At 44.8% G+C, this 17,575-nt stretch carries 13 protein-coding genes; 1 reads left to right on the plus strand and 12 read right to left on the minus strand.

The annotated features are described in order from the left end of the window. Positions 1-134: 134 nt before the first annotated feature. From LSG34_RS08305 to LSG34_RS08355, 11 genes are all read right to left on the minus strand, one after another. Positions 135-428, minus strand: a complete 294-nt coding sequence (locus tag LSG34_RS08305; RefSeq protein WP_233008360.1) for a transposase — start codon at positions 426-428, stop codon at positions 135-137. 107 nt (positions 429-535) lie between these two features. Continuing rightward, positions 536-808 (minus strand): HU family DNA-binding protein, encoded by a 273-nt coding sequence (locus LSG34_RS08310; RefSeq protein ID WP_233008361.1) that lies wholly within the window; start codon positions 806-808, stop codon positions 536-538. 57 nt (positions 809-865) lie between these two features. Further along, positions 866-1,270, minus strand: a complete 405-nt coding sequence (locus tag LSG34_RS08315) for a ribonucleotide reductase subunit alpha (protein ID WP_233008362.1) — start codon at positions 1,268-1,270, stop codon at positions 866-868. 194 nt (positions 1,271-1,464) lie between these two features. Beyond that, positions 1,465-3,306, minus strand: a complete 1,842-nt coding sequence (gene nrdD, locus LSG34_RS08320) for an anaerobic ribonucleoside-triphosphate reductase (protein ID WP_233008363.1) — start codon at positions 3,304-3,306, stop codon at positions 1,465-1,467. A 16-nt stretch (positions 3,307-3,322) separates the two neighbouring features. Next, positions 3,323-3,937 (minus strand): anaerobic ribonucleoside-triphosphate reductase activating protein, encoded by a 615-nt coding sequence (nrdG, locus tag LSG34_RS08325; protein ID WP_233008364.1) that lies wholly within the window; start codon positions 3,935-3,937, stop codon positions 3,323-3,325. Between the two features lie 396 nt (positions 3,938-4,333). Further along, the gene (locus LSG34_RS08330; RefSeq protein WP_233008365.1) at positions 4,334-5,551 is read right to left on the minus strand and encodes an alginate export family protein; all 1,218 of its coding nucleotides are present in this window, start codon (positions 5,549-5,551) and stop codon (positions 4,334-4,336) included. A gap of 220 nt (positions 5,552-5,771) precedes the next feature. Then, on the minus strand, positions 5,772-6,548 hold the full coding sequence (locus tag LSG34_RS08335; protein ID WP_233008366.1) for a peptidylprolyl isomerase: 777 nt from the start codon (positions 6,546-6,548) through the stop codon (positions 5,772-5,774). Between the two features lie 129 nt (positions 6,549-6,677). Further along, complete coding sequence (gene narI / locus LSG34_RS08340) at positions 6,678-7,382, minus strand: respiratory nitrate reductase subunit gamma (protein WP_233008367.1); 705 nt, start codon at positions 7,380-7,382, stop codon at positions 6,678-6,680. Between the two features lies 1 nt (position 7,383). Next, entirely contained in the window at positions 7,384-8,175 is a 792-nt protein-coding gene (gene narJ / locus LSG34_RS08345; RefSeq protein ID WP_233008368.1) for a nitrate reductase molybdenum cofactor assembly chaperone, read from the minus strand. A 3-nt stretch (positions 8,176-8,178) separates the two neighbouring features. After that, positions 8,179-9,714: a nitrate reductase subunit beta gene (gene narH / locus LSG34_RS08350; protein WP_233008979.1), complete on the minus strand. Its 1,536-nt coding sequence runs from the start codon at positions 9,712-9,714 to the stop codon at positions 8,179-8,181. A gap of 10 nt (positions 9,715-9,724) precedes the next feature. Further along, positions 9,725-13,456 (minus strand): nitrate reductase subunit alpha, encoded by a 3,732-nt coding sequence (locus LSG34_RS08355; protein WP_233008369.1) that lies wholly within the window; start codon positions 13,454-13,456, stop codon positions 9,725-9,727. Between the two features lie 329 nt (positions 13,457-13,785). Here LSG34_RS08355 and LSG34_RS08360 point away from each other — a divergent pair, with 329 nt between their 5' ends. Continuing rightward, positions 13,786-15,576, plus strand: coding sequence for an ATP-binding protein (locus LSG34_RS08360; protein WP_233008370.1), 1,791 nt, complete (start codon positions 13,786-13,788; stop codon positions 15,574-15,576). Positions 15,577-15,672: 96 nt separating this feature from the next. On the opposite strand, the gene LSG34_RS08365 is transcribed toward LSG34_RS08360, so the two are convergent. Further along, entirely contained in the window at positions 15,673-17,289 is a 1,617-nt protein-coding gene (locus LSG34_RS08365) for an MFS transporter (protein ID WP_233008371.1), read from the minus strand. Positions 17,290-17,575 lie beyond the last annotated feature (286 nt).

Here is a 17,575-nt window from a genome sequence, read left to right on the forward strand (position 1 = left end):
TATCAGCCCTAACAAACGGTTGTCTTCCAAGGTTCGGGCAGACTGTGGCTGTTTTAACCATGCATATAATCCGCTGCGCTGAATATTCAGCACCTGACACATCAGTTGCACCGGATAGTGAGCCAGTCTGGATTTTATGAACGTGTACTTTTCTTTGACTCCACGGCAAAGTACACGGCGGCCTCCTTTAATATATCGCGTTCCATCGTCACCCGTTTCAGTTGTTTCTCTAACTCACGGATCTTGGCTTCCTGCTCAGAAACCTGTTGATAATGTTCGCTGTTGCTGCCGTATTTTTTAAGCCACAGGTAAAGGCTGTTTGTTGAGATGTCTAAACGCTTCGCAACGCTCGCCACAGAATGGCCGCGCTCCGTAATTTGCTTGACTGCTTCAATCTTAAATTCTTCTGGAAACCGTTTTGTCGTCATTTGTCCCCCCTAACACACTGCATTGTAATGCTATTTTGTGTCTAGGAAACTCTGGTCGATTCAGTGCGACGGGTTATATTTATCTAAAGAGTTTAGTAGCAGAAACACTAATTAATTGCATCTTTGAAGCCTTTACCTGATCTAAATAATGGAGCATTAGTTGATGCTATTTGGATGGATTCTCCTGTTTTAGGATTTCGGCCTGAACGTGCTGCCCGTGCACGACTTTCAAAAGTGCCAAAACCGACCAAAGCTACTGTGTCACCATCTTTTAACGCTGTTAAAATCGAGCTAACCATTGAATCTAGAGCTGCTTGAGCTTTTGCTTTATTTATATTCGCTTTGTCAGCAATTTTTTCGACTAACTGTGCTTTTTTCATCTTGGCCACCAACTATTAAGTTTTTATCCATTAGAATTAAAATCAGCTCGTGCAATTTCACAATAGAGCTACGAGTTCGCCTGAGCGGTTAAATGTCAGAAAGTCTGCGATCATGCCAGATTGAATTTTTGCTAACATCATTTTAAGCGGTTGTTCGGCTTCATCACTGTTCGGAGCAAAACCACCGCGGCCAGCCAGCGACGATACAAAAGCAATATCCCAGTCGAAGCCTGTTTTTTCGGATTCAGCTCTCAGTGTTTCAAATTCAGCAATTTCGTCTGGCAATTTATCAACGCAAAGTACAGGGTTCAAAGTGCCGCCTTCACCACGCAGAAAATTATTGTGTTGGCTTTCGGTATAACCATTGGGGAGCTCGGCTTTTGCAAATACCAAGAGCAATCGCTGTGGTTCATGCTGTTGCTTTGCAGCTGTGATTAAATCCTGATAACTCTGTATATTCATTAAAGTACCCCGGGGAGTTCTGTAGTTTTCTGACTGATAATCGACATACTCAAGTTTATCAACACAAACGGCATTGGTTGCTGCAAAAAATGGGCATTCAGGATGCCTCTTTGTAGGTAGTTTTTTCAGGGGCTTACAAAACGACAGTGTTATCCTGTCGTTTTACCGTCCTGCTTAGCCTTGAGCTGAAAAGATCAAGCTTCTGCCATTTCTGGTATCGCGGGGGAGGCCGCTTTTATCGCCACTGCCGGTTTTCGGTGGTAGTGACGAAGTGAATGCTCAATTCGTCTGCCTTTACTAAAAGACGATACTCGTTTTAAGTAGCCAATGACTCTGGTGCCATAATCTATATCGTGACTGCCACAATGTGGACATGAGTTTAAGGTTCTCTTGTCGATTTTTTCACACTGGTTACAGATAGTAATTTTTACGTTTATACAGAAGTAATTACAGCCAGTATGAGCGGCTATGTTTAATAACTGCATATATCCCTGGGTTGTTAATTTTTCATCCAGATTTAAATGCAAAGCAGAACCGCCATCCAGATAATCCAGTAAAGCTCTGCCATGTAACTGGAATTTATCTATCGCGTTACTGCTGTTGTCTTCAACGACATAAAAATAAGAGTTGTAACAGTCTCTTGGGACAAAATAACCGTCTTCTTTATCCCATTTTGCATTTTTAATTCCAAGGTTTTCCGCTGGTACAAATTCGGTATTAAACAGGTAACCATAAAGAGCTTTGGCTTCTTTATTCGCGTCAAATATGACTTTTAATTTTTGCTGGACAAAGTCAATGTAAGCAGGATTATTACTCGCTTCAAAGCCTTGAGACTCAGCGGCTTCGACCATGCCATTAATACCTATGGTCAGAAATTGTTTATCCAGGCTGATAAAACCTGCGTCATATACTGTCATCAAACCTGCAGCCTGGTATTCCTCCATCAGTTTGCGGTAAGCGACCTGATACTTATGAATTTTAGTCACTTCTTCGGCTAAATCTCTGTTGTCCTGTACCAACCTGTTCATATTGATAGTAATGACGTTGATGGAGCCTGTTGCCACACCACCTGCGCCAAGGGAGTATGAAAAAGTGTTGTCACTGATCTCGCTTCTCAAGCGGCAGCAGGAGGCTAGCGAATCCGCACTATCTGATAAATAAACAAAAAAGGCGCTGCCCGCTGCAAGTTGATGAGCCATTTTCTCAGCAAAATGCTGATCCTTGCAGTGGCTTTTTCCTTCGCTCTTTTCAGTGAGCATTGCAACGGTAACAACCGGGAAAGTAAGGATTGTTTTTTCTCGTTCGGCATTAAACCAGTTCAGGAAGAAGTCCTGTAAAGCAGATACTGAACTCCATTCAGGTTTTACAAAGTCCGGAAATACAAAGTTGCCAAACATGCTGTCAAAATAATAGTAGTCATACACAGAAATATTCCAGAACACGCTTTGATAACCGCGTGCAGCAGCAGGCTGATTTAATGCATAAACCACGTGCTGAAGGTGGTTTTCAACCTGTTTGCGGTGTGTATGGAGATAATTGTCACCGTAGTCCTTACGGGCAAAATAATCAAAGTACGTAAGGAACTCAACCGTAGCGACAGCACCAGCGAATTGACTACTGACAGCGAAAACAAAGTTAACAAAGCAGCCGCAGAATGATTCGAGATGTTGAGGCGCTTTTGATTCACCGCCCAGCTTGGTTAATCCATCACGAAGGAACGGATACATAGTGACAGACACACAATAAGGCTTCAGGCTTGTTTCATCATGTACGTATATTTCATGAGCTTCAATTTGCCTCACATACTCTGAAGCTAAATCCTGACCAAAAAGCTCAGATATTTTTTTACTGACCTGAGCTCGATTCACTTGAATAAAATAATCTTTCATTATTTCCGCTTCCAGTGTGGCGATATTTTTTTGCGTTACGTTGGCATTCGCATCCATCTTCGAACCGTCCGCAGCGTTTTGTGCATGAAGGTACTGCTCTATAAAGTTAAGTTTATGTTCGACCTGATGCTTCATTAATCTTTGCATAGCAAAATCCCTTATTTTAATTGATAGGTGGCTTTGTTGTTACTTCTGATGTGTCGATGTATACAAAAGAGATGTTTTCAGCTCCGGCAGCGGTGTCATGAGATGGGGCAACTTTTTCAGGTATATTCCTGCCTGAGCTCATGTCATGAAATTGAGTATCATGATGTTGTGGCGACTGAAATTTCCAGGTCAGATCTCGTCTGTTTTTTAAGTCATAAAAACGCTGATTGCCTGAGGGAGAACCCAGTGGACCAAATTCTTTTTTCCAGGGACCTGTTTTAACAAAATCGAGAGAGTCGATTAAGTTTATAGGTATTTCCCGCAGTTCCAGCCCTGTGTATAAACAGGTGTGAAGTCGGTGCTTTTTACAAAGTAAAAGTAAGTCTTTGAGCAATGCCGGATGCCATTCTCCGCCTAAAAATAACACGCAGCTGATGAGCCCACTGTACTTCAGTAGCTTGTCATGCAGCATCTCTGCTGATAAGGGATATCCGGAATTCTCAGGCCAACTTTCGGCACTGTGGCAACCTTTGCAGCCAATGGGGCATCCGCAAATGGTAAATGCCAGACTGGTATGCTCTGGCACCTCTTGCCACACGACTTGTTCCGCATAATAGTTGAGAGTGTTCATAACGCTTTATCTTGTGTTTATTTTCATTTTTAGCACTACATGTTGTGTAGGTTAGACCTCGGTGGGGAATAAAGATTGATCTAGATCAATAAATTCATTCATCAGAATTTCCTTATCTCTGCACGCCGCATTCTGTTTAGGGTTGTTACCCCTATGGTGGTAATAGTCCGTAAGTTGAGACTTTTAACTGTAAAGATGTCTCTGTTATGGTGATTAAACTCGGGGGGGGACAATACAGTTATTCGCAGTGGTGTCAGCGATGCTAGCCATTGGAGCTACTTCGAATTTGTCTGGGGCCTGTACAGATTTGCGGATTTAAGAGGAAAAAAACGCCATTCAGAACCTATTGAATGGCGTAGCAACAAACCGACGTGGGGAGTCGGGTTGAGAAGAGCCTTAAATAGAGTAGGTTGCCATCAGCCACAATTTATTCGTATCAACACCGTAACTGTCCGCTTGATAATGGCTGAGTTTGAACATCAGGTTGAGTTGTTTCAGGAGATCATAAGTAACACTGCTATTTATTTCAGTGCCTAATTTACTGCTGCCTGCATCACTATGGTAGCTGTGCCAGCTTGCACTAAGATTTACAGAGCTTAATGGCAGACTGATTTCAAGATAATGATCTCTGATACCCACGGTTGGGGTTACCAGAAACACATCAGTGAAGCCCTGAAATGCGTGCAGTGTAGCAAAAGGGGTTTGGAAGGCAGTTTGACCATCGCCTCCAAGTCTTTCCTGTACCAGCTTCACTGTAATACCTTTGAAGGTGTAACTCAGATCTACGCGATGATAATGATGCTGGAATTGCAATGGAGCCTGATGTTTGTCTTCCTGTTCAGCAAAGACAAACAGCCATTTGAAATCCGGCAATGCCGCCAAATAACCAGCGTAATCCAAACCTTGTGTCAGGCTGTCGCTGCTATTCAGAATATCAAAATCCAGATCATAGTGAAATGCGGTGAAAGTATGCTGAGGCATTGGTTGCCATTTCAGTTGCCCTAAAGAAAATCGGCCGTGTAGATCTGCATCAGCTCCTTTTGTGCCAAAGATTCTGTTTGTGTTGTGCAGACTAGATAAGTCAATCTGCCATTGGTTACCAAGCTGTTGCGTCAACCGCACACCGTCAAACGTCTGTTCGTTTTGACGCCAGCCTACGCTGCCTATGAAGCGTTGGTTTTGTAAGTTAATACGCTGGCGGCCTAGGGTAAACTGACTGTTTTTATAAGGGGTGAATAACAATGCGGCCTGATTGATATCTGTTCCGGTTGGATCTGTTATTGCGGAGTAATAGTTATTTGCGTTCACTCCACTATTGTAACGCTCACCACCTATACTGCTGACGTTATCTAACTCAATCAGCGCTTTGGTATGGAACCAGCTACCAGATTGTAAGGTAAGCCGACTACGTAATGTCGAAGCTGTTGCAGTTTTAAGTGCATTGTCTTGATCTACATTTTCCAGACGGTAACGAAACTGAGCGTTGATAGAGCCTTCTTTTAAGGCATCGGCCAGAGTGGTTGTTGTGGCTTGTGCCGGCATCAGCGCTAAACCGGACAGAGCACAAACTATGGTTTTAATTTTAACCGAAGATACAAAAGAAGTTGTGTTCATAGATGCCTTCACTAGGACTGTATAACGCCGCCTAATTGTAAGGTTTTCCCATGAAAATATTAATTAAATTAGATGGTTACCTACTTGTGGGTAGGTGCGCTTTGAAGTTCTGCTGCAGGTTAAATAATGTGGCGTAAAGCGTATTGGAGTCGATGTCTATCGATTCGGGAAATAACAAAACACAGGCCTTATTCAAGCCTGTGTTCACTTTTCAGATTTGTTATTGCATCAAAGGGGAGCTGCTTACCTGAAAATCGTAGCCTTCAATTGCTGCAGCGCTGATTAAGGTTTCAATATATTGTGCAATAGCTTTACGGCGCACTTTCTCGTTGAGGTAATCGTTAATTTTTATTTCGACGGCCTCATAGGGCAGCAGCTCACCTTCAACCTTTCGCAGTACATCGACGACGTGTAAGCCAAAGCGGCTTTCCACCGGGTAAGGCATTAATCCGGGTTGCGCTTTGAATATTTGTCGTTCGAATTCAGGCACGGTCTGGCCTTTGGTGATTTGGCCTAACAAGCCGCCGCTATCTTTTGTACTGCAGACTGAATAATTGGTGGCTAATGCTGCAAAATCAGCCGATTTTTGCAGTTCAGAGATGATGCTTTCTGCAAGTTGCTTGGCCTTGATTCTCTCACCGTCATTGTCTGGTGCCGCCGGCAGCAAAATATGACGAACTTCTAACAGGGGAGAGGTGACAAAACGACCAGGGTTTTGCTGATAATACTGTAAACACTCGGCTTCACCTGCTTTTGGGATCAGTACTTCTTTAGTGATCAGCATGTCTAAGACTGCATCTTGTGCCTGCGGAGAAGTGTCCTCTAACTGGTCGGCTTCGGCTAAACCAAGCTCAACAGCTCTTTGCTTAAGTAGCTCCGAAATAATAAGGCTTTCGGCGGCCTTGAGCATTGCCGTTCTTTTCTCTGGTGCTGGATGATATTGCATTTCCGCCATAATAGCGTGTTCAGGAATTTTAACTTCATTGACAATGATCATGTCTGCCTCTTCACAGCTCTTCTGATGTTTGTGTTGTCGTTACAATCAATGGTTGACAGACAACATCAGCGGTAATTTGAACAAAGCACGGATGCTGCCTGATGCAATCATCCGTGCTTACTTTCAGGTTTAACGCACGAAACGTTGACGTACTATCTGATGCTGACGACGAACATATTGCACTGGGACGCTTAACATATGCACTAAGCGGCTAAACGGAAACAGTACAAAGATAGTCATACCTAAAAACACGTGAGCTTTAAAAATCCAGTGAACTCCTGATATGGCTTCAACAGCCGCCGCGCTTTGGAAAGTCATGGTATTTTGTGCCCAGGCCATTAGCTTCAGCATCTCAGCGCCATCTAAGTGTCCCATGGAAACAAAAATAGACAGTAAGCCTAAAATTAACTGCGCATACAACACCAGCAAGATGGCTATATCCATAGTGCTGGAATTGGCCCGCACTCTGGGATTGGTCAGGCGGCGAATAATGAGGATCGTCAGGCCGTAAAAGCAAATGAGCCCAAAGAATCCACCAACACCCATAGCGATCAGCTGTTTCATTTCAGTGGTAATACCGAGCAAATGCCAGACAGATTTTGGCATCAGTAAACCCGCAAAGTGACCAAAGAAAATTGCAATTACGCCAATATGAAAAGCAATACTGCCTTTTCGTAATTGTTTCTTTTCCATAATCTGGCTGGAGCTGGTTTTCCAGGTGTATTGCTCTCTGTCATACCGGATCCAACTACCGATAAACATGATGGCCATGGCGATATAGGGGTATATACCAAAGGCAAAACTGTCAAAAATTGAAGGGGTAAAGGCGGTCATATCAAGCTCCTTTGGTCGCTGTTGCCGGTGCTTTAGTCACTGCATGGGCAAAAAGCTCGGCGGCCAGTGTATCCGTGCTGAATTCCTGGCCGTTCAGTAGCTCGGTATTCAGCGGAATAAACTGATCTTTACGTTGTTGTTCTGTTGGTCGACTGGTACTGCTACTACAGGCACTTTGCTGATCATTGCCAAGAAAAGTGACCACCTCCTCTTCCCACACTTTATCAAGTGCTTTGGGGGTGTCGTCGCGTTCTTCTGAAGCGATTTGACGTACGATATCTGACAGATCGATATCGGTGTCTGACAGTTCCAACATCGCCAGAAATAAAGCCGAGTAGTCACTCTGGCGTTTCTGCAACCGTGCTGTTAGTAGCGCCAGAATAGGCGCTACCTCCTGCAAACCGAAGCGAGCGTTGTCATCTCCCTGCGTTGATAAAAACTCTAGGTAAAGCGGCACATAATCAGGTAATTCTTTCAGGCCAATTTCAAGACCTGCTTCTTTGTACTGATTTTGCAGATTAACCATGGCTTGACCCCGGTCACGCGACTCACCGTGTAAATGTTCAAACAACAACAGAGAGAGTGAACGACCCCGTTCAAACAGGCCGTCATAATCAACCTGCCAGTCCATTAAATCACCATCCAGTCTGGTGTTGATAAAGGCCAGCACAGCTTCTTTTGCCTTAGCTGACAAGGAGGAGTCTTGCGTCAAATGTATTAACTCGTCCCGACTGTCGCTCAGTAGTTCAGTCGGGTAATCGAGTAACAGCGATAATACTTGTAAAATTTTCATCTGTTAGTCCTTCAGCTCAACTGGAATTACCTGACGAACGCCTTTGGCTTTAGTGCCAAAAAGACTGACGCCGTTATTGCCATCACCACAACCGTTACCGAAGCTGAAACCACAGCTGCTCTTCAGATCATAAGCATTTTCAGCATAAGCTCGGTGGCTGGTTGGGATCACAAAGCGATCTTCATAGTTAGCCAGGGCCATATAACGATACATTTGCTCCACTTGCAGCGCAGTCAGTCCAACAGTTTTTAAAACCTCCAGATCTTCAACACCGTCCACTTGTTGTGAGCGTTTGAAGGCACGCATGGCGATCATGCGTTCTAAAGCCCGAACTACAGGTTTTTCATCACCTGCGGTCAGCATATTGGCCAGATAACGCAGTGGAATACGCAATGATTTCAGATCAGGGATCTCGCCATTCATACCGACATGACCAGCCTGCACAGCGCTTTGAATAGGTGACAGTGGCGGCACATACCAAACCATCGGCAGAGTGCGATATTCAGGGTGTAGTGGCAGTGCAACTTTCCATTCCATCGCCATCATATAGACAGGGCTTTGTTGAGCTGCATTGATCCAGTTATCTGGGATACCTTCAGCGCGGGCTGCCTCTATGACTTTCGGGTCATTCGGATCCAAGAAAATATCCAATTGTGCCTGGTATAAATCCTGTTCATTTGCAACACCGGCCGCTTCTGCAATTCTGTCTGCATCATAGAGCAGAACGCCCAGATAACGGATCCGGCCTACACAGGTCTCTGAACAGACTGTGGGCTGACCTGCTTCAATGCGCGGGAAGCAGAAAGTACATTTTTCTGATTTACCGGTTTTCCAGTTGTAATAGATTTTTTTGTACGGACAAGCCGAAACACACATCCGCCAGCCGCGGCATTTGTCCTGATCAATCAGTACTATGCCGTCTTCTTCGCGTTTATAAATGGCGCCGCTTGGGCAAGCCGCCACACAAGCCGGATTCAGACAGTGTTCGCAAAGACGTGGTAAATACATCATGAAGGTTTTTTCAAACTGACCGTAGATGTCTTTTTGCACTACTTCGTTGAAGTTCTGATCTTTTTTGCGTTTGGCAAACTCTGTACCAAGAATTTCTTCCCAGTTCGGGCCCCACTCAATTTTTTCCATGCGCTTACCGGAGATCAGCGAACGTGGTCTTGCCACAGGCTGGTGTTTACTATCCGGTGCGTTATGTAAATGCTGGTAGTCAAAATCAAAAGGTTCGTAGTAGTCGTCAATTTCCGGTAAATCCGGGTTGGCGAAAATATTTGCCAACACCCGGCGTTTGCCGCCAATTTTTAACTCCAGTTCGCCTTTGGCGTTTTTCACCCAGCCACCATTCCATTTTTGCTGGTTTTCCCATTCTTTCGGAAAACCAATACCAGGTTTGGTTTCGACGTTGTTAAACCAGGCGTATTCCACGCCTTCGCGTGAGGTCCAGACGTTTTTACAGGTAATGGAGCAGGTATGACAGCCTATGCACTTGTCGAGATTTAATACCATGCCTATTTGTGCGCGTACTTTCATCATGCTACTCCTATTGGGTGTCCAGCCAGTCGACTTTGTTCATCTTACGGACGATGACAAACTCATCGCGGTTACACCCCACAGTGCCGTAATAGTTAAAGCCATAAGATTGCTGGGCATAACCACCGATCATATGGGTGGGCTTCATTACTGCGCGGGTCACTGAGTTGTGAATACCACCGCGGGTACCTGTTTGTTCACTGCCTGGCACGTTCACGATCCGCTCCTGCGCGTGGTACATCATGCTCATGCCTTCCGGCACGCGCTGTGACACCACTGCACGGGCTGCTATGGCGCCGTTGACGTTAAAAATTTCAATCCAGTCGTTGTCTTCTATACCTGCCGCTTTAGCGTCAATTTCGCTGAGCCAGACGATAGGACCACCACGTGACAGCGTCAGCATCAGCAGGTTGTCGGAATAAGTACTGTGAATGCCCCATTTTTGGTGTGGAGTGATCCAGTTCAGTACTATTTCGGTGTTGCCATTGGGCTTTTTATTTAGCACAGGGGCGACAGTTTTTAAGTTAATTGGCGGTTTGTAAGCACATTGCTGTTCACCAAAATCGCGCATCCACTCGTGATCCTGGTAGAACTGCTGACGGCCTGTAATAGTGCGCCATGGGATCAGCTCATGCACGTTGGTGTAACCTGCGTTGTAAGACACATGTTCGTCTTCCAGGCCAGACCAGGTTGGAGATGAAATAATTTTGCGAGGTTGTGCCACGATGTCGCGCCAACGGATTTTTTCATCTTCTTTGTTCAGTGCAAGATGACGGTGATCGCGGCCAGTGATTTTGCCAAGGGCATCCCAGGCTTTTACTGCCACCTGACCGTTGGTTTCAGGCGCCAGTGTTAACACCACTTCGCAGGCATCAATAGCAGACTCGATTTTGGCTAAACCTTTGTTTATGCCTTCAGTCGTGTGGGTGCGATTGAGCTCTCTTAAAAATTTCACTTCATTTTTAGTATCCCAGCTGATGCCTTTACCGCCGTTACCGGATTTTTCAAGTAAAGGACCCACTGAGGTAAAGCGCTGATAGGTATTCGGATAATCACGCTCTACCAGATTCAAATGCGGCATAGTGATGCCTGGTATTGCCTCACATTCACCTTTCCACCAGGCTTTCACACCATAAGGTTGTGCCAGCTCGGCAGGAGTGTCGTGATGCATAGGTGTGGTGACGACATCGGTTTCAACACCTAAATGACCGACACAGACTCTGGAAAATTCTTTGGCTATGCCTTTGAATATTTCCCAATCGCTGCGGGCTTCCCAGACTGGGTCTATTGCAGCTGACAGTGGGTGAATGAACGGGTGCATATCCGAAGTGTTCATATCATCTTTTTCATACCAGGTTGCGGTAGGAAGTACGACGTCTGAATACAAACAGGTGGTCGACATACGGAAATCCAGTGTTACCCACAGGTCAACTTTTCCTTCTGCCGGTTCATCTGTCCAGGTCACATCTTCTGGTTTTTTACCACCAAATCCACCTAAGTCTTTACCTAACAAACCATGTTTGGTTCCAAGCAAATGGCGCAGCATATATTCATGACCTTTGCCGCTTGACCCCAGCAGGTTTGAACGCCAGATAAACATATTGCGAGGGAAGTTCTGCGGATTTTCAGGCTCTTCACAGGCAAACTTAATATTGCGATTTTTAAGTTCGCCTAACAGATAGTCTTTAATCTCTAACCCGGCAGCTTTAGCTTTACCTGCAATATGTAATGGATTGACCGCCAATTGAGGGGCAGAGGGCAACCAACCCATACGCTCCGCTCTGGCGTTAAAATCGATAATTGAACCTGTCCATTTTTCTTTATTGGCAAGAGGCGAGATAACTTCTTTCATGTCGAGCTTTTCATAACGCCACTGGCTGGCATGGTTATAGAAAAATGAAGTGCCGTTCATATGGCGTGGCGGCTTTTGCCAATCTGTGGCAAATGCCAGTGGAGCCCAGCCCGTTTGTGGCCGCAGTTTTTCCTGACCGACGTAATGCGCCCAGCCGCCGCCACTTTGACCTATACAACCACACATCATCAGCATGTTGATTAAGCCACGGTAGTTCATGTCCATGTGATACCAGTGGTTTAGCGCTGCACCAACGATAACCATAGAACGGCCACGTGTTTTGTCTGCATTACGACCAAATTCAGTAGCAACTCTGATCACATCTTCAGGTTTGACGCCGGTAATAGCTTCTTGCCAGGCCGGAGTGTAAGGCACATTGTCTGAGTAAGAACTGGCGCGATTGGCATCACCAATACCATTGTCGACACCATAATGCGCGAGAGTTAAATCAAATACAGTGGCGACCAGTACTTCAGTACCGTTTGCAAGAGTAACTTTTTTCGCCGGTATTTTACGCAGCTGAATGTCATCATGTGCTGTGTGTTGGAAGTACTTGTATTCGTGTGGAGCACCACCAAAATAAGGGAATGCCACATCAACTAAAGCGTCGTGTTGATCTTTCAGGCTCAGAGCCAGTTCAATGTCACCGTCTTTATCTTTTTGCTCTAAGTTCCACTTACCAGCTTGATCTGTAGTCTGGCCCCAGCGATAACCAATAGCACCGTTCGGGCTGGTCAGTTTGCCTGTTGTGTTGTTCAGAGCAATAGTTTTCCAATCCGGGTTATTGTTCTCGCCCAGATTATCGACCAGATCCGCTGCGCGCAGGAAACGACCCTGGCTAAGTTTGCCATCTTGCTCTTCTAAAATGACCAGCATGGGCATATCGGTATAGCGGCGGACATAGTCGGTGAAATACACGCTAGGATTGTTGACATGAAACTCTTTTAGAATGACATGACCAAACGCCATCGCCAGCGCTGCATCAGTGCCTTGGCGTGGTGCAAGCCAGGTGTCACCGAACTTTGATGCTTCCGAATAGTCCGAGGTGATGACGCAGGTTTTAGTGCCTTTATAACGAACCTCAGTCAGGAAGTGGGCATCAGGAGTCCTGGTTTGTGGTACGTTGGAGCCCCAGACAATAATGTAATTTGAGTTGTACCAATCCGCAGACTCAGGAACGTCAGTCTGTTCGCCCCAGACTTGAGGAGAAGATGGAGGTAAGTCACAGTACCAATCGTAAAAACTTAAACAGTTACCCCCAATCAGTGATAAGTAACGAGCTCCCGCCGCATAAGACACCATAGACATGGCAGGAATTGGTGAAAAGCCTGAAACGCGGTCTGGGCCATAAGTTTTTGCTGTATGAACGTTTGCCGCCGCAATCAGCTCGTTTACTTCATCCCAACTGGCACGGACAAAACCACCTAAACCACGGCGTTCTTTATAACTCTTGGCTTTGATTGGGTCATTGATAATGGATTGCCAGGCCAACACAGGGTCTTTATGGATAGCTTTCGCTTCACGCCACAGTTTCATCAGACTTTGACGTACTTTTGGATACTTCAGGCGGTTGGCGCTATAAATATACCAAGAGTAGCTTGCACCTCTTGGGCAGCCACGAGGTTCGTGGTTTGGCAGGTCTGGTCTGGTACGCGGATAGTCGGTTTGCTGAGTTTCCCATGTAACCAGCCCGTCTTTCACGTAAATCTTCCAGCTACAAGAACCTGTGCAGTTTACCCCATGGGTAGAACGAACTATCTTGTCATGCTGCCAGCGTTGACGATAACCCTGTTCCCAGGTTCTGTCTTCGTTAGTTGTAATACCATGCCCATCTGAAAATGGGGTTTTACGAGTTTTAAAAAACCGTAATTTATCGAGAAGGTGACTCATCGGTTTACTCCTGGCGCTGATCACAGCTTTTACTTGTGGTGTGACCTTGTCTGCTTTACTTGCGAACACTATAAGAGTGTGTAAGGAATAATGATTGATCTGGAACAAGCTTGCCATGGTATAAAAATGGGTACATTTGAGGCGTTGTACCACTAAATGGGTATAGAAGGTTTTTTGTAACTCAATGAAAATAAATGAAAAATCTTATTGTGGTTTTATGCGGTAAGTAGAGTTAGACCTCTGGTAAGATAAAGGAGGTAGCTAGCTTGCTCAACCCTGTTGCTATGGCGTTTAATTTTGAATAGGTCTGAGTGAACATGAATTTGAAGATGAAAGAATTTTCAATTGTTACCCGAATTGGTGTCGCTTTGTCCTGCATAGTGACTTTGGCTCTTGGCACTATGCTTATTTCTTACTGGTTGTCTGAAAAGGCTGACAGTGATGCTTTAGCCATCAATATTGCTGGCTCTTTACGAATGCAAACTTACAAAGTGGCCTTGCTAAGCCAACAAGGAAAATCGGATGAACTGGTTGAAGCGCAGCAACAGTTACTGAATAGTTGGCAGCATCCTGTTTTTTTGAGATTAAAGCATGAAGATCTGCCACTAAGAGAATCATTCCGTGAGGCTCGACTTAGTTGGCTTACGTTATCTGCACTTATGAGTGAAAGTAAACTCAGTAGTGCGCAGTTGAGTGCAGGGATTACTAGGCATGTAGGTTTGTTGGAAGATTTGGTAAGTCGAATACAAGGTGATGCAGAGACTAAGGTTCGTACCTTGCGACTTGTTCAGATCGTTGCATTATTTTTGACCGTGATTCTGGCTATGATTGTTATGTATTGGTTAAAGACCAGAGTAGAGCAGCCTCTTTCAGAGTTGACTCGTGCGGCACGCCGTATAGGTCAAGGTGATTTCACCTCAAGAATACAGCCCCAGCAGAATGATGAACTCGGAGTGCTTGCCGGCACCATCAATAAGATGAGTGACGCCATAGGCTATATGTATGGAAGTCTTGAAAAACGGGTAGATCAACAAACCCAGGCATTACAACAAAGTAATATCAAATTGCAATTTTTATACGACATGGCACGCAGTTTTAATCAGCAAGTGCCAGATAGAAAGCAGCTTGACGACCTCATTAATCGTCTGCAAGAGGTGTCAAACATTAAGGATATTGAACTTTGTTTAATCACTGAAAGCGGTAATTTACCTTACTTGCAATTGCAACCTGGAGATGTAGATCATGATGCCTGCAGCAGAGCAACTTGCGATGATTGTATTGAAGCTCCGGCCAGAGGTGTTCCCCTTGGGGATATGGTGGTATTTCGTTATCAGCTTCGCCGTGATAATCATAACTACGGTGTACTGGTTGTGAGAATAGAGCCATCAGTTGATATGGCTGAGTGGCAGCAACAATTGCTATCTACCTTCGCTGATCAGCTCGCTATTGCGATGAGTCTTAAATCAGAGGCGGAACAATCCAGACGACTAGCTTTAATGCAGGAAAGAACAGTGATAGCTCGCGAATTGCACGACTCACTGGCACAGGCGTTGTCCTATTTAAAAATTCAGGTAAGCAGATTGAATAAAGCGATCTCGTTGGATGACAAAGTGTCGATGCTAGATGTAGCCTCAGAATTAAAACACGGACTGGACGCCGCTTACAGGCAACTCAGAGAGTTGCTGACAACCTTTAGATTGAAAGTTGATGGTGGTGGATTACAGCAAGCGCTGGAGACAACCGCGACCCAGTTATCTGCTCAGTCAGGAATGAAATTTAAGTTAGATTATCAGCTGACTAATACACCATTAGAGCCACACGAAGAAATACACTTGTTACAAATTGTGCGTGAGGCAAGTCAGAATGCGGTACACCACAGCCAGGGAACTGAGGTATTGATTCGAGTTGTGCAGAGATCTGACCAGGCGATAGAACTTGCAATCGAAGACAACGGTGTAGGTATCCCCCCCGAGGCTGAAAAACAAAATCACTATGGATTGGCCATCATGCAAGAGCGATGTAAGCAACTAGGAGGATCCATCCGAATTAGTCGGCGAGAGCAGGGCGGTACAGGAGTTTATTTTAGATTCACGCCAAACTATCTTCAGTTGTCTGCTTAAGAAAAATAGGAAATTAAACAGAGCATTATACTTAATCACAGAGAAGCCAACTGAAGGAGAAAATGGCTTCTCTGTGGATGTAGTCAAAGATGTTTTCTATGGATTGTAAAACTCCCCACTCTTCCGTAAATAGAAAAACCAATTCAACACTAAGCACAGAATATAAAATGCGGCGAAACCAACCATGGCATATTCTGGCGTAGCAGCTTTGATTTGTTCTCCCAGTACCTGTGGTATATAAAAAGCGCCATAAGCCGCGACAGCGGAGGTCCAGCCTAATACGGGCCCTGCTTGCTCTTTAGGAAATACCACGGCAATAGTTCGGAACGTTGAACCATTACCAATACCACTGGCAGCAAATAGCCCTAAAAAAATCAGGAAGAACGGCACAAAGTATTGTTCAGGAGTGGCAGATTGATAGGCCAGCTGCATATAGTAGGCTGCACCCACTGCACATATAATCATAATGACAGAACAAATCTGAGTGACCAAAGAACCACCGGCTTTATCTGCGATCCAACCACCGACAGGGCGTATCAGAGCGCCGATAAAAGGTGCTATCCATGCATAAGTCAGTGCACTTGGGCCATTAGGGTTTGGTGTGGTATGAGTCATCACGCCATCCACCATCACATGGCTATACCCAAAAATCACCTGAATAGAAAGAGGGAAGGCTGCAGAGAAACCAATAAAGGAACCGAAAGTCATGACATATAAAACACTCATAACCCAGGTATGCTTATTGTTGAAAATTTTGTACTGTCTATCCAGGCTGGTACGAATTGCACCAGGCAGTAGCTTCAGAAGCATTACAGTTGAAAATAGAACCAAGACTATAACGATCTCTTTGGGAATACCAAAGCCTGAACCATTGGCATTTTCTGGCAACATTAACCAAAGACCAACGACAGATGTTAAAAAGCCAATACCTAACATGGCCAAGATAATTGAAAAAGAAATCGGTGCTGCGGGAAGTTTAGGTGTGACTTCTTCGGTATTAATATTGTTAGTGCCAAACCAGAGCAAAAATGCCAGTGGTACAAGAGTGATTAGCCAGGCAAACCCAGAATTCTGGATCCATGTCTGAGAGCCTGCTGCAATAGTGCCGATGACGGTTCCGCTGGCTTTTTCAAGTACCATAGGTTCACCAGCACCAAACATCGAAAATACGCCATAAGACATAAACAGAGGTACAGCAATCTGCACTGTAGTCACACCAAAGTTACCAAGGCCCGCATTCAGACCCAAAGCAAGGCCTTGCTGTTTTTTTGGATAAAAAAAGCTGATGTTTGACATCGAAGACGCAAAGTTTCCGCCTCCGATACCAGATAACAAAGCCATTAACTGAAATACCCATAAAGGAGTGGTCTTGTCTTGCAATGCAAAGCCAGTGAATACAGCAGGAACAATTAATAGTGTAGTTGTCAAAAACAATGTGTAACGACCACCACAAAGTCTGACGAAGAAGCTTGATGGAATACGCAGAGTTGCGCCAGTTAAACCAGCAATTGCAGTTAAAGTGAATAATTCACTGGTTGTAAAAGGAAAACCTACATTTAACATCTGTACTGTAAGAATGCTCCATAGCATCCATACACCAAAACCACAGAGCAGACTGGGAATGGAGATCCACAGATTCCGATTTGCAATTTTACTGCCTTGCTGTTGCCAGAAAGTTTCACTTTCCGGTTCCCAACGTTTTAAATTCGACATAGTTTCACTCCATGCTAACCCAGAAAAGGTGCTATGGAACTATGCAGACAGCCGTGAACCACTACAATTGTTCTGAGGAGTTAGTTTCGACAGAATTGTTAGGCAGAGTAGATACCTACAAGGAGGTATGGATAGTGGGTTTTATGTTTATTTTTAAATAAAACAATGAATTACGGATAGTGTTCTAGGTTCGTTAGCCAGTGTGTAATAGAGGAATGTGCCAAACATCATCAGAGACATGATATAAATCAAGCTAACTACCCTTACAATACTGCAGCATAGGTGT

The sequence above is a fragment of the Rheinheimera faecalis genome, assembly GCF_021290965.1.
Lineage (GTDB): Bacteria > Pseudomonadota > Gammaproteobacteria > Enterobacterales > Alteromonadaceae > Pararheinheimera > Pararheinheimera faecalis.

Excerpts from the sequence above, each read along its gene's own strand:
- LSG34_RS08305 (WP_233008360.1), bottom strand. The coding sequence starts at position 428 with ATGACGACAAAACGGTTTCCAGAAGAATTTAAGATTGAAGCAGTCAAG.
- LSG34_RS08310 (WP_233008361.1), bottom strand. The coding sequence starts at position 808 with ATGAAAAAAGCACAGTTAGTCGAAAAAATTGCTGACAAAGCGAATATA.
- LSG34_RS08315 (WP_233008362.1), bottom strand. The coding sequence starts at position 1,270 with ATGAATATACAGAGTTATCAGGATTTAATCACAGCTGCAAAGCAACAG.
- nrdD (WP_233008363.1), bottom strand. The coding sequence starts at position 3,306 with ATGCAAAGATTAATGAAGCATCAGGTCGAACATAAACTTAACTTTATA.
- nrdG (WP_233008364.1), bottom strand. The coding sequence starts at position 3,937 with ATGAACACTCTCAACTATTATGCGGAACAAGTCGTGTGGCAAGAGGTG.
- LSG34_RS08330 (WP_233008365.1), bottom strand. The coding sequence starts at position 5,551 with ATGAACACAACTTCTTTTGTATCTTCGGTTAAAATTAAAACCATAGTT.
- LSG34_RS08335 (WP_233008366.1), bottom strand. The coding sequence starts at position 6,548 with ATGATCATTGTCAATGAAGTTAAAATTCCTGAACACGCTATTATGGCG.
- narI (WP_233008367.1), bottom strand. The coding sequence starts at position 7,382 with ATGACCGCCTTTACCCCTTCAATTTTTGACAGTTTTGCCTTTGGTATA.
- narJ (WP_233008368.1), bottom strand. The coding sequence starts at position 8,175 with ATGAAAATTTTACAAGTATTATCGCTGTTACTCGATTACCCGACTGAA.
- narH (WP_233008979.1), bottom strand. The coding sequence starts at position 9,714 with ATGAAAGTACGCGCACAAATAGGCATGGTATTAAATCTCGACAAGTGC.
- LSG34_RS08355 (WP_233008369.1), bottom strand. The coding sequence starts at position 13,456 with ATGAGTCACCTTCTCGATAAATTACGGTTTTTTAAAACTCGTAAAACC.
- LSG34_RS08360 (WP_233008370.1), top strand. The coding sequence starts at position 13,786 with ATGAAAGAATTTTCAATTGTTACCCGAATTGGTGTCGCTTTGTCCTGC.
- LSG34_RS08365 (WP_233008371.1), bottom strand. The coding sequence starts at position 17,289 with ATGTCGAATTTAAAACGTTGGGAACCGGAAAGTGAAACTTTCTGGCAA.